Here is a 24,545-nt window from a genome sequence, read left to right as displayed (position 1 = left end):
CTGTCCATTTTTCGAGCGATCCCATGCTCAGCTTCGCGTCCGGCTTCATCGTCTCCCTGCTCGTCACGCTGTTCATCGTGCGCTACGCGCACCTTCACGAGAAATTCTCGATCGACAGCGATCTGGCCGGCGTGCAGAAATTCCACGTGCGGCCCGTGCCGCGAGTGGGGGGCATCGGGATCCTCGCCGGGGTCGTCGTGGCCGCGCTGATCCTGTCGCGGCGCTATCCGACGATCGCGGGCAGCATTCTCGGCATCGCGGCCTGCGGGCTGCCGGCGTTCCTGTCCGGCCTCGTCGAGGATCTGACCAAACGCGTGTCGCCGCGCGCGCGGCTGCTCTGCACGATGGGCGCGGCCGCGCTGGCGTTCTGGCTGCTGGGCATCGCGGTCAAGCGCATCAGCGTGCCGCCGCTCGACTTCCTGCTCGGCTACGTGGCCATCTCGGCGTTCATCACGGTGCTCGCGGTCGCGGCGCTCGCGAACGCGATCAACATCATCGACGGCTTCAACGGCCTCGCGTCGATGGTCAGCTTCATGATGTTCGCGTCGCTTGCGTACGTCGCGTTCCACGTCAACGACCCGGTCGTGATGTCCGCGTCGATCATCATGATGGGTGCGGTGCTCGGCTTCTTCCTGTGGAATTTTCCTGCCGGGCTGATCTTCCTCGGCGACGGCGGCGCGTATTTCATCGGCTTCATGCTCGCCGAACTCGCGATCATGCTCGTGATGCGCAACCGCGAGGTGTCCGCGTGGTATCCGGTGCTGCTGTTCATGTACCCGATCTTCGAGACCTGTTTCTCGATCTACCGGAAGAAGTTCATCCGCGGGATGTCGCCGGGGATTCCGGACGGCGTGCATCTGCACATGCTCGTGTACAAGCGGCTGATGCGCTGGGCCGTCGGGACGAAGCACGCGCACGACCTGACGCGGCGGAATTCGCTCACGTCGCCGTATCTGTGGTTGCTGTGCCTCGTCGCGGTGATTCCCGCGACGCTGTTCTGGCGACACACGCTGCACCTGTTCGTGTTCGTCGTGCTGTTCGCACTGACCTACGTGTGGCTTTATCTCAGCATCGTGCGGTTTCGCGCGCCGCGGTGGATGGTGGTACGCAAACACCGGCGCAGCCACTGAACGTCGTTGCATCGGCTTCCGGACAAAGAAAAAGCGCCCCGCGGGGCGCTTTTTTCATGCATCGCCGAGCCCCGTTCGGGCTTCGCGCCGCCGCGTCACTTGTTCGACGCGGCGCGCCCCGACGGCACGCTCTGCAAGGTCGGGGCAACGGCCGTCTGGTATTCCGGCACCCAGCGCCGCAGGTCGCGCCGCACTTCGTCGTCCGACAGCACGCGGTGCTGCATCAGCCACGGCAGCAGCTCGTCGAGCAAATTGTCAGGTACTTCGCGCGCCCGCGCGATCCGCAGTTTCGGGTGCGGCGTGCGCGTCGTCGCCTCGTCGTCCGCGAGCAGCTCCTCGTAGAGCTTCTCGCCAGGCCGCAGCCCCGTGAACTCGATCCGGATCTGCTCTTCCGAGAACCCGTACAGGCGGATCAGGTCGCACGCGAGATCGACGATCTTCACCGGCTCGCCCATGTCGAGAATGAAGATCTCGCCGCCCTGCCCCATGCTCGACGCCTGCAGCACGAGCTGCGACGCTTCCGGGATCGTCATGAAGAAGCGCGTGATCTCCGGGTGCGTGACCGTGACCGGACCGCCCTTCGCGATCTGCTGCTGGAACTTCGGAATCACGCTGCCGGCGCTGCCGAGCACGTTGCCGAAGCGCACCGTCTCGAACTGCGTGCGCCCGCTCGTCTGCTGCAATGCCTGACACGCCATTTCGGCGAGACGCTTGCTCGCGCCCATCACGTTGGTCGGATTGACGGCCTTGTCGGTCGAGATCAGCACGAAGTGACGCACGTCGTGACGAATCGCCGCGCGGGCCACGCGATACGTGCCGAGCACGTTGTTGCGCAACGCCTGCCACGCGTTGTGTTCCTCCATCAGCGGCACGTGCTTGTAGGCGGCCGCATGGAACACGATGTGCGGCGCATGGCGCGACATCACCTGGTCCAGCAGCAGCGAATCCTTCGCATCGCCGATGATCGGCAGGACGGGCAGGTCGGGGAACCGTTCGCGCAGCTCCTCGGTGAGCCGGTACATCGCGTATTCGGACAGGTCGAATGCAACCAGTTGCGCCGGCGCGAAGCGCAGGATCTGCCGGCACAGCTCGGAGCCGATCGAACCGCCCGCGCCCGTCACCATCACGACGCGGCCGCGCAGCAGCGCCTCGACGTGCGGCGTGTCGATCGTCACGGCATCGCGGCCGAGCAGGTCCTCGAGATCGATGTTCCGTACCTGCGACAGGAAGCCCTGCCCCGGCATCAGCGCAGTCAGCGACGGCAGCACCATCGCCTTCACGCCGGCCCGCACGCACAGCGTCGCCACGCGACGCTGGGTCTCGACCGACGCCGACGGAATCGCGATGATCGCGTACTCGACCTTCATCGCATCAGTCCAGTGCTTGAGGTCGTTGAACGAGCCCAGCACCTTGTAGCCGTAGATTTCGCGGCCCTGCTTCGTGACGTCGTCGTCGAGCAGGCCGACGAGGCGCCATTCGCCGGAACGCGACAGTTCGCGCGCGAGACTCGCGCCGGCCGTGCCGGCGCCGAGCACCAGCACCGGCTTGCCCTTGCCGACGAGGCCGCCGTACAGGTAGTACTCTTTCGTCGCGCGGTAGAGCGCGCGGGCGCCGCCCATCGCCAGGAACAGCATCAGCGGCGACACGAGCAGCACCGAGCGCGGAATGATCGGCTGCGGCTGAAACATCACGGCGCCGATCATCACGATCACGCCGCCGCCGGCCACCGCCTTTGCGATGCGCATCAGGTCGGGCAGGCTCGCGAACACCCACAGCCCGCGATACAGGCCGAATCCGTGGAACATCAGCGCGTAGACGGGAAGAGCCCAGGTCAACGCCATCAGCGCACCGCTCAGGAAATCATGCGGAACGCTGCCGTTGAAACGAACGAGATAGGCGAACAACCATGCGGCGGCAACCGCCGTCAGGTCGAACAGGAAAGCACTCAGCGACAGCCACGACGCTCTGGATCGAAACATCGGCGGGAAACCTCAATAGTTGTTTTTGGCGGCCGACTGAAACCGGCGCCAACGCATGTCGATCAACCATCCGAAACATGCCAGGACGCCATACCACGCGAGGAACGACAGCCATTGCTGCAGTTCGGGGCGGCCCTTTGCCCACACGGCGACAATTATGCCCGCGAGCATGATGAGGTACCAATAAAGGGCGGTCCGGCCATGACTCACGCCCGATCGGACCATCCTTTGATAATAATGCTCGCGGTGCGCCTGCCAGAACTTTTCTCCGCGTAACAGGCGTCTCAAAAGTGTTACAGATGCATCGGCAATAAAGGGCGCGAACATCATCGCCGGAAACCAGATCGGCCAGACATCGGTCCGCCAGCCCCAGTAGCCCAACGCACCGGCCAGGAACCCAAGCGGAATCGAGCCGGCGTCGCCGAGGAACAGCCTGGCCGGGTGGAAATTGAGCAGAAGAAAGCCCAGCGCCGCGCCTGCGATCGCCGCGCCTGCCACGACCAGATCGGGCGACGTATTCGCGCCGCCGAGCGCCGCGGCCGCGTATCCGCCGAAGCCGAACAGCGCCATGCCGCCCGCGAGGCCGTCGGCGCCGTCCATGAAGTTGTACAGGTTCGTCAGCCATACCATCGCGAAACCCACACCGGCGAGCAGCCACCAGGGCGCATCGGCCGGGAACACGACGAGCAGCGCGACGACGGCCGCGAGGTGCGCCGAGAACCGCACGCGGGCCGGCAGCCCGCGCCGGTCGTCGATCTGCGACATCGCGGCCAGGCCCGCAGCGGCGATGGCGATCAGCCAGAGTCGCGGTGCCAGCGCCAGCAGCGCAACGACACAAACCGGCACGATGCCCCATCCGCCCACGCGCGGGGTGGGCAGCGTATGAAGCGAACGGTCGTTTGGAATGTCGGTCGCCAGGCGCCAGGCCAGTCCGGTGGCGAGCAGCACGCGGAGAATCGTCGTCGAAGCGAATGCGGCGGCCAGGGCCACCGCGGCCGTGGTGAGCCAGGTGGGGTTCGCGAGAAGCATGTGGTCTTATTTTCGTGTATCGCGCGAACGATACCATGCGGCGGTCGCTTCGAGGCCCTGGCGGGTCGTATAGGGCGGATGCCAGCCCAGCACGCGCTTGATCCGGCCCGTGTCGAGCTGCAGGCTGCCGGTCAGGCGGTCGATCGCCGCACTACGGCCGGTCAACTTTCCGAGCACACGCAACAGCGCCGGCGGCACCGCGATCAGCCGGGCCGGCTTGCCGAGCGCGTCGCCGACGAGACGCAGCAGGCTCGCGACCGACGGCGCATCGTCGTCGGCAACGTGAAAGCATTCGCCGGCCGCGCGCGGGTCGATTGCGCAACGCAGCAGCGCCTCGGCGAGGTTATCGACGTAGACGATGCTGCGGCGCGCCGAAACCGCGCCGAGCGGCAACGGCATCCCGCGTGCGACCGCATCCATCATCCGCAGGAAGTTGGCGCGTACCGCCGGGCCGTAGACGAGCGGCGGACGAACGACGACGATGTCGAGCCCCGCCGACGCGCCGAACTGCGCGAGCTGCCGCTCCGCCCGCAGTTTCGAACGGCCGTATGCATCCTGCGGATCGGGTTTGGAAGCCTCGGACAGCGGCACCCCGCCGTCGCCCTCCCCAACCGCCTTGATGCTGCTCGCGAACACGATGCGGCGCACGCCGTGATGGCGCGCCGCCTCGGCGAGACGCAGCGTACCGGCAACATTGGTGGCATCGAACGCGACGTCGGGATCGGGCGACTCGTCGCGCATCACGTGCACGCGCGCGGCGAGATGGATCACGCAATCGGCGGCCAGATCGGCGGGCCACGCTTCAGCCAGCGCATCGAAATCGGCGGTGTCGTGCACCCACTCGCGCACGCCGTCGATGCAGCCGCCCGGACGCCGCACCAGGGCGGTAACCGAGTGCCCGGCCTCCAGCGCGCGGCGGCAGACCGCGCGGCCGACGAAGCCGTTCGCGCCGGTGACGACGAGATGGCTCACCAGAGCCTCCAGCCGAAGCGGTTGTAGAACTTGAATGCCGATGCGGCGAACATGCGGATGTGTGCGAAGCCTTTGCGGGATGCGCCACCGCCGTGATGAATCACGCGCACCGACGGGACATACGCGACGCGGGCGACCTCGTGCGTGCGCAGGCTCAGGTCGTAGTCCTCGAAGTACAGGAAGTAGCGCGGATCGAAGCCACCAAGTTTCTTCAGGACTTCAGTGCGGAACAGCATGAAGCAGCCGCTGACGATCGGCGGATCCCAGACGACGTCCTGGCCGTTGATGACATCGCGCATTTCGTAGCGGGCAAGGCGCCTCGCAAAATGCGCCCGGAACCGGACCGGCAGAAAGCCCCGCACAAGCAGATCGAGAACCGCGGGGTAACGGCGGCAGAGATACTGCTGGCCGCCCGCATCGTCACCGATCCACGGCGTGAGCGCACCGGCGTCGGGACGCGAATCGAGAAACGCACGAGCGGCAACAAGCGCGTTTACGTCGAGATCGATGTCGGGATTCAAGATCAGGTGAAACGGGCGTGTCGACGATTCGATCGCGAGATTGTGCCCCCGTCCGTAGCCGACGTTGCCGTGGCCCGACAGGATCCGGGTTGTGATGCCTTGCGTACCGAGCTCGTCAATCAATGCGGCCACGTCGCCCAGCCCGCCGTTATCGACGAGAAACAGATCGACCGGATAGGCCGATGCGCCCGCACACAAACGCGCGCACGCTACGCCCAGACTGGTCAGCGTCTGCCCAAGCTGAGCAATGTCAGGCTGATAAACGACGATGGAAACCGACAATCCTTCGGCATCACGGGGTTGCAGGCTTGTTACATTCATCCGTAGTTCGGCTACGCGCTTGCCAGATGAAGCGCAGGTTAGAAAGTCCGGCAGGGGCAGGTTGCGGCCTCGCCCGACCGGCCGGCAAACATGCCGTGCTTTTCACGGTGCCGACAGTGCAATTCTAACGTCAGCATGGTCGTTGTCGCCGGAAAAAGCTGACCCTTTACTCTCGCACATCATTCGATGCCGTCGGTGGGCATCATGCGACACATGCCGTCTAGCAGAGCAAGTGACGTCCCAATCCGCGACGTGATACCGCGCACATTGTGTCTCATCCAAAGTGAGAACCCGCTCGCGAACGCACGTACCGTCTAGCGGCATCATTGCCTGCACGCCGACCGTGACTCGACATCCGCACAATGCTCCACCCCACATCCGTCCATTGCACTGAAACAGAACAACACGGCAACACCTGATGCGAACGTCGGCTCGGGACGGTAATACACGGTAACGCCAGACAGCCAAATGAAACGATCCGAATCACCCTCTTCCTGTTTGGACTGCTTAGAATGCAGTATCGACGCATCACTTCCGATTCCATGCAGTTCGTGCCGCGTTGCCCCGCCATGTAGCGCAGCGGTATCGCGTTTCACGATGCTATTTGCACCATTGGCCGTCGGCCGCTTCGCAATCGAAGCGACCGACGAAGCGATGAACGATCGAATTGATGCTCTCCACGTATCAAAGAGTGCATTTTTTGTCATGCCCGACACTTTCCCCACTCCGCCGGCAATACCTCCCACACTGATCGTTGTCCTGGGCATGCATCGTAGCGGGACGAGTGTCCTCACGCGCGCGATGGAAACGATCGGCGCCGACCTTGGCGAAAGACTCATGCCTCCCGCCGCAGGCAATAACGACAAGGGGTTTTTCGAGGACCTGGATATCAATCAAGTCAATATCGAAATCCTGCACGAAGCAGGATTCGATTGGGACACCATGGCTTCGATCGACTTGAGCTCGATCGACGAGCACCGCATGGACCAACTCCGGGCCAATGCATCGCGCGTCTTGCGCACCAAATGCGACGGCAAGATCTTTGCACTGAAGGACCCGAGAATTGCTCGGCTGCCGCAGTTCTGGCAACCAATCTTCTCCGCCCTGCCGTCTCGCGTGGTCTACGCAATCGCCGTTCGCAATCCGATCAGCGTCGCACGCTCATTATCGAAACGCGACAATTTCGCCGAAGAAAAATCACACATCCTCTGGCTTGCCTACACGGTTTCCGCACTCGAAATGACTGCGAGTCACCCGCGTACGCTGATCGGTTACGACACGTTGCTGGACGCCCCACGCCAGGAACTGGCTCGCATCTCGTCAGAGTTGGGACTGCCTTTGATCGAATCCGCAATCGATTCATTCGAGAAAGAGTTCGTCGACGGCGGTCTTCGCCATACGAGATTTACCCGTCAGGATCTAGACTCGCTTCGCTCATCTCCCCGGCAAGTCCGGGAACTGTTCTCCGCGCTCGACGAGACCATCCGGAACAGACTTCCGTCCGATAACGCGATGCTCGACCAGGCGGTCGAGCGCGCGCGCCGCTACCTCACCGACGTCTCGCCGCTGTTGAAATACGAATGGGAACTCGATTGCCATTCGAAGACGCTGAACGCGGCGGTCGCATCCCTTAATGAATCGGTCGCTTCGCTCAACGAGTCAGTCCGCGTATCGGAACACGAGCGGGATGTATTGTCCGACGAGCTGCGCATGGCAAACGTCGATCGTACCGACGCATACAACCGGCTGGATGAAGCCGAAACCGAACTGTCCGCAACCCGATCGGCGGTCGCTGCGCTGGAATCGGACGTGGTCAGCATGCGTGAATTGAACGCAGAAATGTTGTCGTCGACGAGTTGGCGGATCACGGCGCCGTTGCGCGCCGTCAAGCAACGACTGACAAGACACTGACGGCGCGCTTGCAAGCGGCGACCGAATCCGGCGGCACTGCCGGACACGCTGCCTCACGGCAGTGCCGCCGCGCGACTTCGGATCGAGTGATGGCGTCGACACTCAACCGAGGCCAACGCCATACCGCACTCGTTACCGGTTACCGGACTGCCCGGGCATTGCACCGAGGATTTCATTGATTCGATCCGTCGCATGGTGACCAGCCGTGGTCAGAGACAGATTGACGAGCGCACTTTCGCGGGCACGGGCGCCGAGCTCACGCGCCCATTCCTGATTCTCGAACACCTTGCGCATCGCTTTCGCTGCCTCATCGACCGACGGCTCCGCCCAGTGGAGATTCGCATCGTACGGAGGAATCGGTCGCCCCAGTTTCACCAGATCGTAGGGAACGAGAAGGCTGTTGCTGTCGTCCATGAAGTCCACGTTGCCCGAGTAGTTCGTCGCAATGACGGGTTTTCCCATCAGCATGGCCTCCGCCATCGTAAGCCCCAATCCCTCGCTTCGGTGCAGAGACACATACGCGTCGCACGCATCCATGAGCGACAGCACTTCGTCCGGTGAATACACTTGGTCGATGATCTTGATCTTCACCCCCGACATCTCGGCCGCAAGCCGCAATTCCTTGATCTGGGCCGGATGACGATCGCCGAACGAAGTCTTCAGCACCAGACAGACCGGATCGTCCGGCCCGAACGCCTTGCTGAATGCACGAATCAACCCCATCGGATTCTTGCGCTCCATGACGCTCATCATGTGGAACGTAAAGAGGAACGTATATTCGCCGTCGTTCAGTCCGAAGTACGATCGATCCCGGCGCTGATACTGGCCAAGTTGCACCCCCGGGAAAATCGTCCTCACCGGTATGGTCAACCGTTCGCGCAACCCCTTGGCGACAAACTCGGTCGCAGTCCAGACTTCATCGATGCGCGCGGCTTGATCGAGCCAGCTGTCCGGTATCGAATCGAATTCCCAATACCAGTATGCGATCCGGTAGGTTCGTTGCGCGCGCTCGAGCAAATCGGATCGCCCGTATGCATCGTCGAAAAACGGCTCCGGCTGCGTGTGAATGATCGTGATGTCGAAATCTTCCGTACCGGAAAAATCGACGTGATGCGGATCATCCCTCTGATCGGTACGAAGATCGCGCAACGACGTCTGCATCTCGACCTCGCGCATCCCCTTCACCAATGCTTCCGCCGAGACGCGCAGACCCGACGGATAGCAGAAGTGTGCGATCACGTTGACGCCGGGCTTCGCCAGCGAAGCGGCCACCGCATCGACTTCCTGCGATTCGCACCATGAGCGAACGTCGTGCGGCAATGCGGCTTCGTCCGTTCGCAGCCATTCGATTAGTGCTCGCGCATCGGCCGCGTCACGCAGCACTGCGGGAAAACGATCGCGCCAGTCTTCACGGGCGTTGTATGCCGTTCGAATCTGCTCGGCAGGCGACAAGTCGATCGGCCAGGTCTCCGGCACCACCCACGAGTCGTGGACCCTGTATGTTGCGGCAAACCATGCAGCAAATGCGGCACGCCCGAAAATCGTCAAGCCGTCCGGGTGGAGTCGTTGCCATGCCGGTGTAAAGCGATAGGCTTCCACAAGTTCACGAGCCGGCGCTTCTGACGCTTGCCAGAAGAGCCACCAGATTTGCTCGAGTTGAAGGTCCGCGTCGACACGCCCATGCTGGATGAACCACTCGAACAGATCCGTCTGCCCGACCGGCGTCAACCCGTGCGGCATCAGCGCCCGGACATCCTGACGGAACATGAAGAACTGTCGCGCCGGCGCGCCAAAATCCTGCTCGAACAGTTGCCCGATCGCCGTGACGCCCGCATCCGTCAAGCCGAGGGCACGCCCTCCTCCTGCAAGCAGCCATTGCGCAAACGCGCCGTTACGTCCGGCCGAAAGCGCCTGCGGGAAGCGGACACGAAGATCGGCCCGGCGTCGCAACAGATCCAGACACCAACGCGCTGCGCTCCAGATATCGGAAACCTTGTGAGCGGGTTGCGGGGGCCACACGACTTCGTCTCGCGCCAATCCTGCGATTTCCATGCAAATGCCTTCGTCGTCGAGACGAAGCGCCCTCGCCGGCAACGGGAGCGATCCCGAGTCTCGAAGCTGCCGGTCGAGTTCCGCCCGTACGGAAATGCCATCCTGCAGACGCAGGGTCGGAATGGCATGGCGACCATCCAGTTCGGGGTGAAGATACGGATCCTCGTCGATGCCCAAATGACGGATGTCGTCTGCCAGGCGCCGGATATCCTCGACCGGATTGCTGTTCCCTCTCGTCGCCCCTTCGTGATGCACAAGACAGGCGTACGGCGTATAGGCCGTACGATAGCCGGCACGCCATATCCGCATGCACAGCGCGACGTCGCTCATCGCAATCAGATACGATTCGTCGAATCCCCCAACCTCTTCGAAGGCGCTCCTGCGCACCATCTGGCAGGCGCCCATGATCGCAAGCCAGTTTCGCGGATGATCCGGCGAGCCGAATACATCCCATTCGATACCGCCGCCGCTCCGGTACATCAATGCGGCGAGGTGGATGCCGATCGACACGCCTGCATGCTGCAGTTCCAGCGACGGATAGATCAGCTTCGTACCCACGACACCGACGCCCGGACGCATCGCAAACCGGACGAGTTCCTGCAGCCAGTCGCTCTTGATGATCTCGATATCGTTATTGAGGAAAAGCAGAAACTCGCCACGCGCTCTCACCGCACCGAAATTGCATGCGGCCGAATAATTGAACTTGTTCCGGAAATGAACGATTCGAACCTGCGGCTCGGATTTCAGCTGCTCGTAGTATGCGAGCGTCTCGGGTTCATCCGATCCCGTATCGACGACGATGACTTCCTTGTTCGGATAGTCGGTTGCATGCAGTAGCCCCTCCAGGCACATCCGGAGCAGCTCTGGCTTGTTCTTGGTGGGAATGACAATCGAAACCAGCGGCGCCTGCTCGATCTGCCAGGTGGCATGCTGAGTGCCGTTTGATTGGGTTTCAACGGTCACCGCACCGCTAACGCCGTGACGCTCCCAATATCGCTGGATGGCCGCGCGATGATCACCGGCTTCGATGGTGTCGGGTGCAGGTCGCTCCTGGCATGCGCCCGGCTTGCGATGGCACAGTACCTTCGGAACACGAACGATGTTCTGCGCAAGGTCGCTGACACGCAGGTTGAGATCCCATTCGACAGCCGTCGCGGCAGCAACGTCCACGCCCCCCGCCTGCGTCACCAATGCACGGCGAAGCAACGTCAACCGCCCGAAGTAGTTGAACGCATAGAGAAGATCAGGTGACCAGGTCGGCTTGAAGTACGGCCGCTCGCGCGTTTGAGATGCCGACTGCACGTCTTCGTCGCCATAGACGATGTCTGCCTGCGGCGACTTCGCGAGTACTGAAACGACATCGTTCAGCGCACTAGGCGCCAGAATATCGCCACTATCCAGAACGGCGACGAACTTGCCCTTGGCGTGATCGAGACCCCTTGCCAGGTTTGCCGGCCGCCCTTGGGCCGCGCCTGACGCGGCAACAGCGATCACGCGCGAATCGGCACCCGTCCACTCTTCGACGAGTTTCAGCATCGCCGCATCGTTGTCAGCGTGAACAACGATGGCTTCCCAGTTTCGATACGATTGCGCGCGAATCGAACCGACGGTTCTCGACGCGCTCTCGATCGAATCGACATCGGCAAGCAAAAAGCTCACGAGCGGCCCATCAACCTTGATCCGGGCATCGGCGCTCGACCGGGTTTCGACTGTGCGAATCCATTCCGCGTACCGCCCCGACGACGCGGCACCGGGAATACCGCTGTCTTGCAGGACTTCGACCTGATCGCTCACGGCTTGCTGCTCGCGAAGAAGGGTAGCCCGCCGCTGCCGCAAGAACTCCAGCCGTGCCGGCATCCGCCACGGCGTGGCCAGCCACCACGCGGCCTTGGCTACCTGACGCGCGCGCCCCCGCGCAGATGGAGGCATCATCGCCCCGATCCGGCGCGCCGGCGACGTCGCGCGCCAGAACATCGATTGCGTGACGGCTTGATACTGCTGCTCGACCAGTTCGGCCCGGTGGCTGGCCTGCTGTGCCATCACGTCGCGGCCGGAGAGCGCGGAACGCAATTCGGCAATCTGGTTTTCAGCATCCTTGTGCCGACGCTTGTGCTCGTGCTCCATCTCCGCCCGCCGGCTTTCCATCGCCGCTGCCTGGCGCATCAACTCCTTGTTCAGGCGTTCGAGCTCCTGGTACTTCGCTTCATGCTCCTTAAGTACCTTTTCCACCTCGGTCTGCCGCACAAACTCCACCGCATCGCGTTCCCGCTGCTCCGCGTCCACGACCTGGGCGGTCAAGGTCTCAACCTGACCAGCCAGTTCGGCCGTCCTTGCAGGCACGAAATCGTCAAAGACGTTGGGCGGATACTTGAACGCGTCGATGAGCTCAGATCGTTCGCCGGCTACGTAGAACCGGTTGAGACCGTCCGAATAGACATGCACGTAGTTCGCACCCAGAAGAATGCTCTCCCACTCCTGATGGGATTCCTTCTGGGTTAGCGGCAGCGTTGCCTCCACCACGACGATCCACGGCCGGTTGCGTTTCCAGTCGTTGCCGGCCAGCACCGCGCGCTCAGCCCCTTCGACATCGACTTTCAGAAAATGAACCTCTCGCCCAGCACTGACGTGCTCTCGCCAGATGTTGTCGAGGGTCGTCAGCGCAACGTCCTGAACATTCTCGCTCCACCCTGCCGCGACATGTTCACCGGCAATCTGGCCGTCGAGCGTCGACAATCCAGTGTCTTGAAACAAATGGATACGCCCCGTACCTGCGCTATCACCCACCGCGACCCGAAGATTGATATCGCGAGGACGCCGGCTTTCGAGTCGAGCAAAATAGACGGGATTGGGTTCGACATTGATGCCACTCCACCCCATCTCACTGAACGCTCGAGTCACCGAATGCTCGTCGGGAGACCATGCGCCAACGTCGATGTAAAAACCGGCCATCACATGCTGCAGCGCGCGATGCAGCATGACGTCTTCGAAATTTTGCGCGTAGGAAACAAGAGGCATAAATTTTCACTTACCTGGGCTATGAGAATTCGAGTCGGTATCGAGGAAAACATCGGCACCGCCCCGATTTCCTGCATTTCTGGCCATGACCGTGCCGTGCATATCGGCCACGCCGAACATGCCGTCAACAGTCAGTTCGCTCATGGATGTTCGAGCATCCATGCAAGCGTGTTACGAAGCGGTATCGCGTGAGTCGAACCGATCGCATGTTCGAGCGCCCGGCAATTTCCGACGAGCTTGTGGACCTCGTTCGCACGCACGAACTGCGGATTCACCTTCACCTCCAGTTCGTGCCCGGATAGTTCCTGCACTGTCGCCAAGACGTCCTGCAGCGAATACCCGACGCCTGAGCAGACGTTGAACGTCCGTCCAGCGAAGTCGCCTTCGATCAACTTCCGATACGCCGCGACCACCATGCGCACGTCCGAGAAATCCCGTACGACATTCAGATTTCCCAACTCGATGCGCACCGCGCGCTCGCTGAAATGCCGAATGATCTTGGGCAGAAGGAACCGCTCGTCCTGACCCACACCCGTGTAATTGAACGGCCGCACGACGACGATCGGAAGTTTGTCCTGCCACGTGTGTGCGACCATTTCCATCGCCAGCTTGCTGATCGCGTAATCGTTTGCGGGTGCCGGCGCAGTGGTTTCATCGATGACTTCCCGGTCGGAATTGCCATAGACGTTGGCACTGCTTGCCAACAACACGGCTTGCGGCCGGCATGCCGCGCGAGTCAGCGCGTCAAGCAGGTTGCGCGTCCCGACTACATTGGTCTGGTAGATCGCACCGACGTCGCCGTGCTGAACGAACGCAATGGCCGCCAGATGCACGACGGCATCCGGCTTTTCGTCGGACAGCACACGAACCAGCGCGTCGAGATCAAGCAGATCGCACACGTGCGTTCGCCACGGAGCACCGGAAATCGGCTTGTGAACGATCCCGCAGACCTCGTGACCCGAGCGGATCAGTTCCTCCGCCATATAGCGGCCGGTAAATCCGTCCAGGCCCGTTACGAAGACTTTTGCCATGGCCTTAGAACGAGAAGCCTGCTTCGTTCCGACGAATGTCGGCCTCGACCATCATCTGGCAAAGCTGCTCGAGCGTCGTCTTCGGCACCCAACCGAGTTCCTTGCTCGCTTTCTCGGGGTTGCCAATCAGCAGATCGACTTCGGCGGGCCGGTAGAACTTAGGGCTGACCTTGACCACGGCGTTGCCGGTTCGGGTATCGACGCCCGTCTCGTTCTCGCCAACACCTTGCCATGCGAGTTCGATGCCTGCCGCCTGTGCCGCCATCGACACGAAATCCCGTACCGTCTCGGTCCGGTTCGTCGCCAGCACGTAGGTATCGGGGCGTTCCGCCTGCAGCATGCGCCACATGCCTTCAACGTATTCCTTCGCATAACCCCAGTCACGCTTGGCGTCGAGGTTGCCGAGCTCCAGCACATCGAGCTTGCCGAGACGGATCTTGGCAAGACTGTCCGTGATCTTCCGCGTCACGAACTCGCGGCCGCGCAGCGGCGATTCGTGGTTGAACAGGATGCCGCTGCAGCCGAAGATGTTGTAGCTCTCGCGATAGTTGATTGTCATCCAGTGCGCGTAAAGCTTTGCGACGCCGTACGGGCTACGCGGATAGAAAGGTGTAGTTTCAACCTGCGGAACGGCCTGTACCTTGCCGAACATTTCCGACGTGCTGGCCTGGTAAAAGCGGATCGCAGGATTGACCGTTCGAATTGCCTCGAGCAAGTTGAGCGCGCCAATCCCGGTAATCTCCGCGGTGGTCGCCGGCTGATCGAACGACACGCCGACGAAACTTTGAGCCGCCAGGTTGTAGACCTCCGTCGCCTGCGTCGCCTGAAGCAGACGGATGCTTGCGCCGAGATCGGTCAGATCGTATTCGACGAGGTGAAGATTGGGATGATTGCTGACGCCGAGTTCGTCGATTCGCCAAAAGTTCACCGAGCTGGTACGCCGGTAGGTGCCGTAAACTGTGTAGCCCTTCTCGAGAAGAAGCTCCGCAAGATACGCACCGTCCTGCCCCGTAATGCCAGTAATGATCGCAACAGTCATGTTCTTTCCAGTTTGTTCAGAGTGTTGAAGCTCCGACCCGAATCGTCAATCGCGATCACGCCATGCGGGCGACCGATGCGACGCTGAGTCCAGGCCGGACGTTCCAATCGTGGTTACTTGCCGGTCGCAGCAACGACATCCCGGCCGTAGTTGTCGTCGAGACGGACGATATCGTCTTCGCCAAGATACGAGCCCGATTGAACCTCGATCAGTTCGAGCGGAATCTTCCCCGGGTTCTGCAGCCGATGTGTCACGCCCAGCGGAATGTAGGTCGACTGATTCTCGCTCAGCAAAATGACCTGGTCGCCGTTGAAGACCCGCGCGGTACCGCGAACGACGACCCAGTGTTCAGCCCGATGGTGATGCATCTGCAAGCTGAGTGACGAGCCCGGATTGACGATGATGCGCTTGACCTGAAAGCGTTCGCCCTGGTCGATACTCTCGTATGAACCCCATGGCCGAATGACCTTCCGGTGCGTCACCGACTCGTGCCGCCCCGATGCACTGAGGCGCTCAACGATCTTCTTCACGCGCTCGGACTGATCGCGATGCGTGACGAGGACCGCGTCCGCCGTTTCGACGATGATCAAATCCTTGACGCCGATGGCCGTGACCATTCGATGATCGGCCCGGATATAACTATCGGAAACGTCGTCGGTCAGCACATCACCCGACAGCGTATTGCCCGTATCGTCGGTATCCGAAATATCTGCAAGCGCGGCCCACGAGCCGATATCGCTCCAGTTCAGGCCGGCTGCTGCGACCATCACCGCGTGGTCGGTTTTCTCCATCACCGCGTAGTCGATCGAGATGTTCGGGCATGCCTCGAATGCATCGGCGTCAAGTCGGACGAAATCCTCATCGCGCTTTGCCTGCTTGACCGATAGCGCAACCTGTTCGAGCACGGCCGGTTCGAATCGCTTGAGTTCGTCCAGATACACCGACGCCTTCAGCATGAACATGCCGCTGTTCCAGTAGTAACCGCCTTCCGACACGAAGCGCGCCGCCGTATCCGCATCCGGCTTCTCGACGAACGCATCGACACGAAACGCGTCGTCATGCGACGTCAATGCGTTGCCGCTGCGGATGTAGCCGTATCCGGTGTGCGGCTTGGTCGGCTCGATACCGAACGTGACGAGATGCCCGCCGTTGGCGATAACGCGCGCCTTCTCGGCCAGATTTGCGAACACCGCCTCGCTCAGGATCACATGGTCGGACGGCAGCACGAGCAGCAATGCATCCGGCGACTGCTCCATCGCGAGCAACGCCGCCGCCGCAACCGCGGGCGCAGTATTGCGCCCGACCGGCTCCAGGACGACCGCCGACGCAGTCACGTCGATGCTGCGCAACTGATCGGCCACGATGAAGCGTTGTTCCGCATTCGTGATCATGATCGGCGCTTCGACACCGGGCACGCCCTGCAGACGCAGCACGGTCTGCTGAACCAGCGTGTGTTCTCCGGCCAACTTGAGGTACTGCTTCGGATAACCACCCCGGGACAATGGCCAGAGACGGGTGCCGCTACCGCCGCACAGGACTACAGGGAAGATGTTCACGTCAACTCCGTTCGATATACCTTCAATTTTTCCGCCCGCCAGATCAGTACGACTCATTGATTCCAGCGACATCCGGCCTGTATCACCGGGCATGCGCTCAGACGAGCGCGCCCACCCGTGACGGCCAGGCCAGACCGATATCCTCTTCGTTCAGCGTCAGATTTGGACTGTATGAGGAATCATTCCGCAGCAGTTCTCCCCAGTGCTTTTGCATGTACTCGGTCTCGCGATCGAATCGGGCCTGTTTGACGGGATCGTCCTCGTAACCACGCGTCGCCGACTCATGGTGATACAGCTCCGCATACGGAGTCCAAACGTTGCGATAGCCGGCCTTTTTCAAGCGGAGACAAAAATCGATATCGTTGAACGCAACGCCCAGATCCTGTTCGTTCATTCCCGCCACTTCGCGATAGGCCGCCTTGCGCACGATCATGCATGCAGCGGTCACTGCGGAGAAGGCGCCGATCAGGCTGGCGCGACCGAAGTACCCGAACGATCCGCGAGGAACGTGCTTGTGCACATGTCCCGCCACGCCGCCAAGCCCGAGCACCACGCCGGCATGCTGGACAGTGTCGTTCGGATAGAGCAGTTTCGCGCCCACCGCGCCGACGCCGGGTTGCAATGCAATGCTGACCATTTCCGTCAACCAATCGGGAGAAATCACCTCGATATCGTTGTTGACCAGTCCGATGACCTCACCGCTCGCAACCTCGACGGCCGCATTGCACAATGCCGCGAAATTGAACGGCCGATCGTCGCGCAACACCCGGAAACGCGTGTCATTCTCAAGCGACGCGAGGTAGTTCAGCGTCTCAGGATCGTCCGAACCGTTGTCAACGATGACGATTTCGTAGCTTCCGTACGTCGTCTTGCCAACGATGCTCGCGACGCACTGCCGAATCAGGTTCAGCCCGTTGCGCGTCGGAATGATCAGGCTGACGAGCGGCACCGGATCCGGCATCGCATAACGCGCACGGTAGCCGTTTCCTGCGTACTCCGCCACACCGCGAACGCCCGTTCGCTCGAAGTGGTCGTTGAGTGCCCGCTCGCCGGCCACCACCGCGTAGGGCTTTGCGTCCGTTCCTGACGAGGTGCTTTCCGCGTGGACGCGCCAGTGATACAGCACCCTCGGAATATGATGAATTGCCGCAGCGCCTGCCCGGTCGACACAACGCAGGGCCAGATCATAGTCCTGGGACCCTTCATACCCTTCGCGGAAACCGCCAACCTCGTCGAGCAGGGCTTTTTGAAATACCCCCAGATGACTGAACATATTCTGCGAAAGGAACAGATCGGGATTCCAGTCACACTTGAAGTACGGTTCACGACGCTTGCCCGAGCCATCGATCTTGTCTTCATCAGAATAGATCATCCGAATCGACGGATCGCGCTCTATCGCATCCGCGACGCAATAGAGCGCGTGCTCCGGCAACAGGTCGTCGTGATCGAACAGCGCGACCCACGTGCCCGCCACGAGTTCGAGCGCAGAATTCGATGCGGCCGAAATATGGCCGTTCTTCTGCCGGAACGCGACCTTGATCCGCGGGTCCTGGGAAGCATAACGTTCGAGCAGCGGGCGGATGGCCGGATTCGTCGACACGTCGTCGGCAATGCAGAGTTCCCAATGCGGATAAAGTTGTCCGCGGATGGACTCAATTGCCTCCGCAAGCCACGCGGGATCGGGATTGTAGACGGGCATCACTACCGAAATCAGCGGCGGATTCGAGAAGCCAGCGATTCGCTCGCGAATGGCCACCCGGGTTGCATCGTCAACCTGATCGTAACGGCGCACCCATTCTGCGTAGAGAACCGGGTCGATGACACCCGGAGCGCCCGCGCGCAACCATGCAATCCGGCTCTTGACGCCGGCGACCCCTTCCCGGCGGAAGATGCCGTAAGCCTTGCGCACGACCAGTCGCAATCCACCGTCACCTGCCACCCGGTTCACGAACGAACGTGCTTTGCGCAACTTCATCGGTTCAGCACCCAGCCATACTGGCGTTCGACTTCACAACCATCACTCCCCCACCGACGCAGCATATTGCGATACGACGTCGTCGACCTCTCCGAAAGCACGCACTCGCCCGCGCTCCATCCAGAGCGCCTTGTTGCACACCTTGCGGATTTCCTTGTTCGAGTGCATCGCGAGCACAACGATCTCGGCACGGTCGTGCAGTTCCTCGAGACGGGCCTCGGCCTTGTGCATGAACGACGCATCGCCCACGCCCATGACTTCGTCGAGCAGCAGGATCTCGGCATCGACCGCCGTCGAAACGGCAAAGGCGAGCCGCATCTTCATGCCGCTCGAATAGGTACGGATAGGTAGATCGAGGTAGTCGCCCAATTCGCTGAATTCGGCAATATCGCTCTGCTTTCTGCGAATCTCCGCGTCGGTCATGCCGAGCAGCAGGCCGCGCAACCGGATGTTCTGCATGCCGGTCGAGTTCTCGTCCATACCGAGACTGATGTCGAGCAGCGGCACGGCCTTGCCTACTCGCGACAGCGAGCCGGCCGTCGGAGGATAAATGCCGGCCATCGCGCGCAGCAGCGTCGACTTTCCCGCGCCGTTGTGGCCGATGAGCCCCACGCGATCGCCGCGATCGAAGCGGAAACTCAGATCGTCGAGTGCACGGACGACGATGACGCCGTCATTACCCTCCGCAATCCGGTTACGTCGCCCCATGCGAAGCACCTGCTTCTTCAGCGAGCGGCCCTGGACGTCATAGATCGGCAGATCCAGCGTCACGTTCTTCAGTTCAATGTGTGCCATGTCGCTCCCTTCAGACCCAGTACGGAAGACGTTTCAGATAACGACCGGTCATGAGCAGTGCGATCGGCCATCCAACGATCGCCATGCCGATGGTCACTCCCCACGTCAGCGCGCTCGGCATTTGTCCGATCAGCGGACCGCGAACGACATCGATCAGGTACGCAAGCGGATTCCATTCGACGATGAACGAAAAGCGATTCAGCGCGTCGGGACGAAAGATGATGGGCGTCACATAGAATGCGACCTGAAGCAGCGCACCAATGATTTGCGGAAGGTCGCGAAAACGTGCCGACAACAGACTTGTCAGCATGGCGATCCACATCGCATTCAGCACATACAGAAGCAGCCCAGGAATGAACATCGGCAGCGTCTCCCAGCTCTTGACGCCAAAGATCATCAGAAGACCGATGACGATCACGAAGTTGTGCGCCAGCACGATCAGGTTCCGCCATACGACTTGCAGAATGTAGATCAGCTTCGGCGTGGGCACCTGGCGAATGTAGGCGCCGCTGCTGATATACGCGATGCTCCCTTCCTGGATCGTCTGCGAGAAAAGCCCCCACAGCACGATACTCGATGCGAGAAACGGCAGGTACTCGTTCATCTTTTGTCCGAACAACGTACCGTAGACCACGCCAAGCGACGTAATCATCACGCCCATGCTGATCGTGAGCCAGAACGGTCCGACTCTCGAGCGGGCATAGCGCTGCCGGATTTCGAGCCAGCCCAGCAGCGTCCACAACCGCCACGAGGCAATGCTCTGTTTGAGGTCAGCAAGTGAAAGAGTCAGCATGCAAGCTTTCTAGTTGAATGAGATTGAAAAATGGGGTGCCGGCGCGTCAAAGCGCCCCGGTACGACCGGTCAGTCCGTGCCAGATCCCGAGCAACGACAGCCGCAGGTGCGCGAAGCGAGGCTGCATGAACAGCGCATAGATCGCGAGCCGGACCGGCATCTTGACGAGTTCCGTCGACTTCCAGCTCCACGGAACATAAGCGCGCCGGATCAGCGCGATCGCGTTGCGGAACAGATAGTAATGCCGAACCGGGCCGTGTCCGGGATAGCTTCGCCCGAACACCTTGACCGGTTCGCCGCCCAATTCGTGCGTCAGCCGCAACGCTGGCGCGCCGAGCACCGAATATCCCATCGAGCGAGCGCGGACACACCATTCGAGATCGACGAAGTCGATGAACAACGAGTCGTCCATCGGACCGATGTCGCGCCACACATCGAGATTCACGCACGACCCCGACGTGATCAGAAAGTCGACTTCGACCGGCTGCACACCCTCCGGCTGAACCCGGCGCAGCTTCACGTACCCGAATCGAACGAACGGCGCGACACCGCCCAGCCGTGCGTCCTCGTACGCGGGGCCAACGAGTGCCACGCGACGATTGCGCATGCGCTCGGTCGCCATTGTCCGAGGCAGTTCGATCAGCAGTTCGTCCGATGGCTCGCTATCCTGATCGAACAGCAATACCGACGTACAGTTCGCCGCAGCCAGGCGTTCGATGCCCTGGTTGAGCGCAGTCGCGATCCCAAGATTGGCACCGTTCGCGACATAGTCGATACGCGCGTCGAGCCCGAGCACGCCCGGCGCACTGATGCTCTCCGTGTTGTCCACCACCACGCAGGGCCATACTTGGGCGAGCCGATTCGCGCGAGCCACGCAACCGCTATCTGGTCGATAGAACACGATGACGACACCGGCCCGCTCCTGAACCGCGGAATTCTGATTCAAGTTACTCACTCAGGCACAGCTTCAATGCATCGGCCCAGTCCGGCAACCGCAGCCTGAATGCTTCGGTCAGCTTGTCGTGCGACAGTCGCGAATTGGACGGACGCTTGGCGGGAACCGGGTAGTCGCTCGCCGGAATCGGCAACACCTTCGGCGCACGCTCGCCCATCGCGTGGGCGAAGATTGCCTCGGCAAACCCGTGCCACGACGTCGCGCCTGCCGACGTGAAGTGATAAACGCCGGAACGCTGCGCCCACCAGCCCGCGTCATCGGCCGCCAACGCCTGCGTGACGATGTGCGAGGTCGCGGTGGCGATCGTCTTCGACCACGTCGGCGCGCCAACCTGATCCGCGACGACGCGCAGTTCCGGACGTTCGCTGCCGAGCTTCAGCATCGTCTGCAGGAAGTTCTTGCCGCGACGGCCGTACACCCAGCTCGTCCGCAGAATCAAGTGCGCGCAACCCGTCGCCGCGATGGCCTGCTCGCCCTCAAGCTTGGTCAGCCCGTACACGTTCTGCGGATTGGTCGCATCCGTTTCGACGTAGGCACCGTCTTTGGTCCCGTCGAACACGTAGTCGGTCGAATAATGAATCAGCGCTGCGCCGAGACGCGCCGCCTCCTCCGCAAAAGCGCGCGGAACTTCGGCATTCAGCCGGCGCGCGGCGTCAACGTCCGTCTCGGCCTTGTCGACCGCCGTATACGCGGCCGGATTCACGATGATCGACGGCTTCAGCCCGCGTACGACACTGCGCACCCGATCGAGATCGGACAGGTCGAGCATCGAGCGGTCGCACGCCACCACACGGCCGAGACCTTGCAGCGAGCGCAGCAGTTCGAACCCGACCTGGCCATTCACACCCGTCACGAGGATCGTCGGCTCTGGAGTCACACCCACCTCACGCATAAACTTCGGCTTCGCTCAAACGCTTGCCGGCCGCGTCCTTCGCCGCCAGCAGCGGCTCGAAATCGATCGGCCACTCGATCCCGATCTCCGGGTCGTTCCACACGATGCTGCGCTCGTGTTCCGGAAACCAGTAGTCGGTCGTCTTGTAGAGGAACTGCGCGGCCTCCGACAGCACGACGAAGCCGTGTGCGAAACCGGGCGGCACCCACAGCTGCCGATGGTTGTCGTTCGACAGGACAACCCCTACCCACTTGCCGAAGTTCGGCGAATCCTTGCGAATGTCGACGGCCACGTCGAACACTTCGCCCTCGACCACGCGAACGAGCTTGCCCTGCGCGTGCTGGATCTGATAGTGCAGCCCGCGCAGCACGCCCTTCGACGAGCGTGAGTGGTTGTCCTGCACGAATTCGACGCCGGGTGCGACCTGCTCGGCGAATTCCTTCCCGTTGAAGCTTTCGTAGAAGAACCCGCGCGCGTCGCCGAACACCTTCGGCTCGATGATCTTGACTTCCGGCAGTGCCGTCGCCGTTACTTGGATGGCCATGCGACTTGATCCGTAAGAATGTTCTTGAGGTATTGACCGTATGCGTTCTTCGCGAGCGGCTGCGCCAGCTTCAGCACTTGCTCCGCATCGATCCAGTTGCGGCGATAGGCGATCTCTTCCGGACACGCGACCACGAGGCCCTGTCGCTTCTGCAGCGTCGCGATGAAGCTGGCCGCCTCGATCAGCGAATCGTGCGTGCCGGTATCAAGCCACGCATAGCCGCGCCCCATGATCTCGACGTTCAGCGCACCGCTGTCGAGATAACGCGAGTTGACATCGGTAATTTCCAGCTCGCCGCGCGGCGACGGCTTGATGTCGGCCGCGATGTCGCATACGCGGTTGTCGTAGAAGTACAGGCCGGTCACCGCGTAGTTCGAACGCGGCTTCGCCGGCTTTTCCTCGATCGACAGCGCACGGAACGACTTGTCGAATTCGACGACGCCGTAACGCTCCGGGTCATGCACGTGATACGCAAACACGGTCGCACCGGTTTCCTGGGCATGCGCGCGCTCCAGCTGCTTCGCCAGATCGTGCCCGTAGAAGATGTTGTCGCCGAGAATCAGCGCCGACGGATCGTTGCCGACGAACGCCTTGCCGATGATGAACGCCTGCGCGAGACCGTCGGGCGACGGCTGCACCGCGTACTGGATGTTCATCCCCCACTGGCTGCCGTCGCCGAGCATCGCTTCGAAGCGCGGCGTGTCCTGCGGCGTGGAGATGATCAATACATCGCGAATGCCCGCGATCATCAACGTCGACAGCGGGTAGTAGATCATCGGCTTGTCGTACACCGGCAGCAGCTGCTTGGAGACGACGTGCGTGATCGGATACAGCCGCGTGCCGGAACCGCCGGCGAGAATGATGCCTTTACGTGCCATCGCTTCTCTCCTCAAGTGCGTTTCGCGTAGTTCGTCTCGACCCACTTGCGGTACTCGCCCGATGCGACCTCGTCGACCCAGACCTGATTGTCGAGATACCAGTCGACCGTCTTCGCCAGGCCGGTCTCGAACGTTTCCGCGGGCTTCCAGCCGAGCTCGCGTTCGAGCTTGCGCGCATCGATCGCGTAGCGGCGATCGTGACCGGGCCGGTCCGTCACATAGGTGATCTGGTCGCGGTACGAACCCGCTGCCTTCGGACGAGCCTTGTCGAGCAGGTCGCACAGCGTATGCACGACTTCGAGGTTCTTCTTCTCGTTCCAGCCGCCAACGTTGTACGTCTCGCCAGGCACGCCGCGTGCGAGCACTTCGCGGATCGCGCTGCAGTGATCGCCGACGTACAGCCAATCGCGCACGTTCTGGCCGTCGCCATATACCGGCAGCGGCTTGCCCGCGAGCGCGTTCGCGATCATCAGCGGAATCAGCTTCTCGGGGAACTGATACGGGCCGTAGTTGTTCGAACAGTTCGTCGTCAGCACCGGCAGGCCGTACGTATGATGGTATGCACGCACCAGATGGTCGGAACCCGCCTTCGTCGCCGAATACGGGCTGTTCGGCGCGTACGGCGTCGTTTCGGAGAATTGCGGGTCGGTGGCCGACAGCGAACCGAACACCTCGTCGGTCGACACGTGCAGGAAGCGGAACGCAGCCTTGTCGGCGTCGTTCAGTCCGTTCCAGTACTGGCGGGTCGCCTCGAGCAGCGTGAACGTGCCGACGACGTTGGTCTGCACGAAGTCCGCGGGGCCGTGGATCGAGCGATCGACGTGGCTTTCCGCGGCGAAGTGCAGTACCGCGCGGGGCTTGTGCTCGGCGAGGAGCGCATCGAGTGCGTCACGGTCGCAGATGTCGACGCGCGCAAACACGTGCTTCGGGTTCCCGTCCAGCGACTGCAGCGTGCGCAGGTTCCCTGCGTACGTCAGCTTGTCAACGTTGAGCACGGCTTCGTCGGATGCGCGCAGCCAGTCGAGTACAAAATTGGCACCGATAAAACCCGCGCCGCCCGTAACCAGGATCATGAGGCTCCCTCAAATAATGTGTGGCAGGCGTCATCAGGCGCCGGCCACATCAGATTCGCAAATGCTAGTAACTTGTGATTGCTA

19 protein-coding genes are annotated in these 24,545 nt (G+C 61.7%); 2 read left to right on the top strand and 17 right to left on the bottom strand.

The window, feature by feature from the left end:
* The first annotated feature begins 23 nt into the window (after positions 1-23).
* Positions 24-1,130 carry an MraY family glycosyltransferase gene (locus AC0KUR_RS24550; protein ID WP_034187282.1) on the top strand — a complete coding sequence of 369 codons (1,107 nt, stop codon included), beginning with the start codon at positions 24-26 and terminating at the stop codon, positions 1,128-1,130.
* 95 nt (positions 1,131-1,225) lie between these two features.
* Here the strand turns inward: AC0KUR_RS24550 and AC0KUR_RS24545 are convergent, their stop codons facing one another.
* From AC0KUR_RS24545 to AC0KUR_RS24530, 4 genes are read right to left on the bottom strand one after another with little or no spacing between them, the layout of a single operon-like run.
* Positions 1,226-3,109, bottom strand: a complete 1,884-nt coding sequence (locus AC0KUR_RS24545; protein WP_473376522.1) for a polysaccharide biosynthesis protein — start codon at positions 3,107-3,109, stop codon at positions 1,226-1,228.
* A gap of 12 nt (positions 3,110-3,121) precedes the next feature.
* Entirely contained in the window at positions 3,122-4,138 is a 1,017-nt protein-coding gene (locus AC0KUR_RS24540) for an MraY family glycosyltransferase (protein ID WP_034187280.1), read from the bottom strand.
* A 6-nt stretch (positions 4,139-4,144) separates the two neighbouring features.
* On the bottom strand, positions 4,145-5,110 hold the full coding sequence (locus tag AC0KUR_RS24535; RefSeq protein ID WP_473376521.1) for a UDP-glucose 4-epimerase family protein: 966 nt from the start codon (positions 5,108-5,110) through the stop codon (positions 4,145-4,147).
* On the bottom strand, positions 5,107-5,952 hold the full coding sequence (locus AC0KUR_RS24530; RefSeq protein WP_034187278.1) for a glycosyltransferase: 846 nt from the start codon (positions 5,950-5,952) through the stop codon (positions 5,107-5,109). Before AC0KUR_RS24530 ends, AC0KUR_RS24535 begins: the two co-directional genes overlap by 4 nt.
* Positions 5,953-6,549: 597 nt before the next feature.
* Here AC0KUR_RS24530 and AC0KUR_RS24525 point away from each other — a divergent pair.
* Entirely contained in the window at positions 6,550-7,863 is a 1,314-nt protein-coding gene (locus tag AC0KUR_RS24525) for a sulfotransferase family protein (RefSeq protein ID WP_124607820.1), read from the top strand.
* A 132-nt stretch (positions 7,864-7,995) separates the two neighbouring features.
* On the opposite strand, the gene AC0KUR_RS24520 is transcribed toward AC0KUR_RS24525, so the two are convergent.
* The 13 genes from AC0KUR_RS24520 to rfbB all read right to left on the bottom strand — a co-directional run bounded on the left by AC0KUR_RS24520 (position 7,996) and on the right by rfbB (position 24,461).
* Complete coding sequence (locus AC0KUR_RS24520; protein WP_034187277.1) at positions 7,996-12,930, bottom strand: FkbM family methyltransferase; 4,935 nt, start codon at positions 12,928-12,930, stop codon at positions 7,996-7,998.
* A 6-nt stretch (positions 12,931-12,936) separates the two neighbouring features.
* Positions 12,937-13,074 (bottom strand): hypothetical protein, encoded by a 138-nt coding sequence (locus tag AC0KUR_RS24515; protein WP_154233728.1) that lies wholly within the window; start codon positions 13,072-13,074, stop codon positions 12,937-12,939.
* A complete protein-coding gene (locus AC0KUR_RS24510; protein ID WP_034187276.1) occupies positions 13,071-13,961 on the bottom strand; it encodes an NAD-dependent epimerase/dehydratase family protein in 891 nt (296 codons plus the stop codon). The genes AC0KUR_RS24515 and AC0KUR_RS24510 overlap by 4 nt, the downstream gene beginning before the upstream one ends.
* A gap of 4 nt (positions 13,962-13,965) precedes the next feature.
* Entirely contained in the window at positions 13,966-15,000 is a 1,035-nt protein-coding gene (gmd, locus tag AC0KUR_RS24505; protein WP_034187275.1) for a GDP-mannose 4,6-dehydratase, read from the bottom strand.
* Between the two features lie 113 nt (positions 15,001-15,113).
* Positions 15,114-16,556, bottom strand: a complete 1,443-nt coding sequence (locus AC0KUR_RS24500; RefSeq protein WP_034187274.1) for a mannose-1-phosphate guanylyltransferase/mannose-6-phosphate isomerase — start codon at positions 16,554-16,556, stop codon at positions 15,114-15,116.
* A gap of 97 nt (positions 16,557-16,653) precedes the next feature.
* Positions 16,654-18,531: a glycosyltransferase family 2 protein gene (locus tag AC0KUR_RS24495; protein WP_034187273.1), complete on the bottom strand. Its 1,878-nt coding sequence runs from the start codon at positions 18,529-18,531 to the stop codon at positions 16,654-16,656.
* A 42-nt stretch (positions 18,532-18,573) separates the two neighbouring features.
* Positions 18,574-19,326, bottom strand: coding sequence for an ABC transporter ATP-binding protein (locus AC0KUR_RS24490; protein WP_034187272.1), 753 nt, complete (start codon positions 19,324-19,326; stop codon positions 18,574-18,576).
* Positions 19,327-19,336: 10 nt separating this feature from the next.
* Positions 19,337-20,119, bottom strand: coding sequence for an ABC transporter permease (locus tag AC0KUR_RS24485; protein WP_034187271.1), 783 nt, complete (start codon positions 20,117-20,119; stop codon positions 19,337-19,339).
* A 46-nt stretch (positions 20,120-20,165) separates the two neighbouring features.
* Positions 20,166-21,065: a glycosyltransferase family 2 protein gene (locus AC0KUR_RS24480; protein WP_080287780.1), complete on the bottom strand. Its 900-nt coding sequence runs from the start codon at positions 21,063-21,065 to the stop codon at positions 20,166-20,168.
* Between the two features lies 1 nt (position 21,066).
* The gene (gene rfbD, locus AC0KUR_RS24475) at positions 21,067-21,966 is read right to left on the bottom strand and encodes a dTDP-4-dehydrorhamnose reductase (RefSeq protein WP_034187269.1); all 900 of its coding nucleotides are present in this window, start codon (positions 21,964-21,966) and stop codon (positions 21,067-21,069) included.
* Positions 21,959-22,510 carry a dTDP-4-dehydrorhamnose 3,5-epimerase gene (gene rfbC, locus AC0KUR_RS24470; RefSeq protein WP_011544743.1) on the bottom strand — a complete coding sequence of 184 codons (552 nt, stop codon included), beginning with the start codon at positions 22,508-22,510 and terminating at the stop codon, positions 21,959-21,961. Before rfbC ends, rfbD begins: the two co-directional genes overlap by 8 nt.
* Positions 22,495-23,388 carry a glucose-1-phosphate thymidylyltransferase RfbA gene (gene rfbA / locus AC0KUR_RS24465; protein ID WP_034187268.1) on the bottom strand — a complete coding sequence of 298 codons (894 nt, stop codon included), beginning with the start codon at positions 23,386-23,388 and terminating at the stop codon, positions 22,495-22,497. Before rfbA ends, rfbC begins: the two co-directional genes overlap by 16 nt.
* An 11-nt stretch (positions 23,389-23,399) precedes the next feature.
* Positions 23,400-24,461, bottom strand: a complete 1,062-nt coding sequence (rfbB, locus tag AC0KUR_RS24460; RefSeq protein WP_034187267.1) for a dTDP-glucose 4,6-dehydratase — start codon at positions 24,459-24,461, stop codon at positions 23,400-23,402.
* Positions 24,462-24,545 lie beyond the last annotated feature (84 nt).

It is taken from the genome of Burkholderia sp. YHN3-13 (assembly GCF_055810675.1).
Note: the sequence above shows the minus strand (reverse complement) of the source record. Positions and strands in the feature narration are given on the sequence as shown.

What these genes read in the sequence shown, in the direction of transcription:
- AC0KUR_RS24525 (WP_124607820.1), top strand. Translation starts at nt 6,550, where the DNA reads ATGCTATTTGCACCATTGGCCGTCGGCCGCTTCGCAATCGAAGCGACC.
- rfbA (WP_034187268.1), bottom strand. Translation starts at nt 23,388, where the DNA reads ATGGCACGTAAAGGCATCATTCTCGCCGGCGGTTCCGGCACGCGGCTG.
- AC0KUR_RS24540 (WP_034187280.1), bottom strand. Translation starts at nt 4,138, where the DNA reads ATGCTTCTCGCGAACCCCACCTGGCTCACCACGGCCGCGGTGGCCCTG.
- rfbD (WP_034187269.1), bottom strand. Translation starts at nt 21,966, where the DNA reads ATGCGTGAGGTGGGTGTGACTCCAGAGCCGACGATCCTCGTGACGGGT.
- AC0KUR_RS24490 (WP_034187272.1), bottom strand. Translation starts at nt 19,326, where the DNA reads ATGGCACACATTGAACTGAAGAACGTGACGCTGGATCTGCCGATCTAT.
- AC0KUR_RS24495 (WP_034187273.1), bottom strand. Translation starts at nt 18,531, where the DNA reads ATGAAGTTGCGCAAAGCACGTTCGTTCGTGAACCGGGTGGCAGGTGAC.
- AC0KUR_RS24545 (WP_473376522.1), bottom strand. Translation starts at nt 3,109, where the DNA reads ATGTTTCGATCCAGAGCGTCGTGGCTGTCGCTGAGTGCTTTCCTGTTC.
- AC0KUR_RS24515 (WP_154233728.1), bottom strand. Translation starts at nt 13,074, where the DNA reads ATGAGCGAACTGACTGTTGACGGCATGTTCGGCGTGGCCGATATGCAC.
- AC0KUR_RS24530 (WP_034187278.1), bottom strand. Translation starts at nt 5,952, where the DNA reads ATGAATGTAACAAGCCTGCAACCCCGTGATGCCGAAGGATTGTCGGTT.
- gmd (WP_034187275.1), bottom strand. Translation starts at nt 15,000, where the DNA reads ATGACTGTTGCGATCATTACTGGCATTACGGGGCAGGACGGTGCGTAT.
- AC0KUR_RS24550 (WP_034187282.1), top strand. Translation starts at nt 24, where the DNA reads ATGCTCAGCTTCGCGTCCGGCTTCATCGTCTCCCTGCTCGTCACGCTG.
- rfbB (WP_034187267.1), bottom strand. Translation starts at nt 24,461, where the DNA reads ATGATCCTGGTTACGGGCGGCGCGGGTTTTATCGGTGCCAATTTTGTA.
- AC0KUR_RS24510 (WP_034187276.1), bottom strand. Translation starts at nt 13,961, where the DNA reads ATGGCAAAAGTCTTCGTAACGGGCCTGGACGGATTTACCGGCCGCTAT.
- rfbC (WP_011544743.1), bottom strand. Translation starts at nt 22,510, where the DNA reads ATGGCCATCCAAGTAACGGCGACGGCACTGCCGGAAGTCAAGATCATC.
- AC0KUR_RS24485 (WP_034187271.1), bottom strand. Translation starts at nt 20,119, where the DNA reads ATGCTGACTCTTTCACTTGCTGACCTCAAACAGAGCATTGCCTCGTGG.
- AC0KUR_RS24520 (WP_034187277.1), bottom strand. Translation starts at nt 12,930, where the DNA reads ATGCCTCTTGTTTCCTACGCGCAAAATTTCGAAGACGTCATGCTGCAT.